We start from the raw sequence: 1118 nt of genomic DNA, 5'->3' as shown, positions 1-1118 counted from the left end.
GGAGCGAGAACGCTACGGGTCCGGCTGACACCGGCCGGCGACGGCGCTGTCGCGGTGGCCGTGTTCGACACCACCGGCCAACCGGTGCTGACCGCCACCTCCTTGGTGCTACGACCGGTCACCACCGACCAGCTGGCTGGCGGGGTACCGGACGCGGCGCAGTCACTGTTCGCCGTGGAATGGGTACCCCTACCCGACACGGAACCCGCCGCCGCGCCGGTGGCTACCGAACCGGACTGGGGACGGTACGGGCAGATCGATGGTGAGCTGCCCACGCTCGTGGTCGCCGAGCTACCGGCCCCGGCCCCGGCCCCGGCCCCGGCCCCGGCCCCGGCCGATGCCGATGGCGTTGGCGTTGTCGAGGCGACCCACGCGGCGAGCGCGTTGGTATTGGGTTGGGTCCAGGAATGGCTGGCGGATTCGGCCACGGACGGTTCCCGGTTGGTGGTGATCACCCGTGGTGCTACCGATGGCAGTGACCTGGCCGCGGCCGCGGTATGGGGCTTGGTCCGCTCCGCGCAGTCCGAACACCCCAACCGATTCATCCTGCTCGACCTCGATAACGACACCGACTCCGGTCTAGACGATGACACCGACCGTGGTCTGGACGATGACGCCGACCGTGGTGGCGAATTGGGCAGGATCCTGACGGCGGTGGCCGACAGTGGTGAGCCGGAGATCGTGGTACGTGCTGGTGGCTTGTATGTCCGGCGGTTGACCCGGGCCGGTGGTGCTGGCCGGCTTTCCCTGCCTGGCTCTGATCGGTTGCGGGCTGGGTTGGATTCGGGTGGCACGGTGGTGGTCACTGGTGGGACTGGGGTGTTGGGTGGGTTGGTGGCCCGGCATCTGGTCGCCGCGCATGGGGTCAGGCGTCTGTTGTTGTTGTCCCGGCGGGGTCTGGCCGCGGCGGGGGCGGCGGAGTTGGTCGAGGATCTGACCGAGTTGGGTGCGCGGGTGCAGGTGGCGGCGTGTGATGTCGCTGACCGGGATGCTCTGGCGGGGGTGTTGGCGGCGGTGCCAGCGGAGTATCCGGTGGTGGGGGTGGTGCATACCGCGGGGGTGCTTGATGACGGGGTGATCGAGGCGTTGACGCCGCAGCGGCTGGAGACGGTGTTGCG

The 1118-nt window shown here is 69.7% G+C and carries 1 protein-coding gene; it reads left to right on the top strand.

The features are described from left to right. Positions 1-279: 279 nt before the first annotated feature. A partial coding sequence (locus tag AB0J33_RS31165) for an SDR family NAD(P)-dependent oxidoreductase (RefSeq protein WP_363618741.1) occupies positions 280-1118 on the top strand: 839 nt, incomplete at its 3' end.

Origin of the sequence: Micromonospora sp. NPDC049645 (assembly GCF_040675155.1) — a bacterium.
In the GTDB taxonomy this organism is placed as follows: domain Bacteria; phylum Actinomycetota; class Actinomycetes; order Mycobacteriales; family Micromonosporaceae; genus Micromonospora.
The sequence above is the reverse complement of the archived record's forward strand: the minus strand, read 5'-3'. Positions and strand labels throughout refer to the sequence as shown.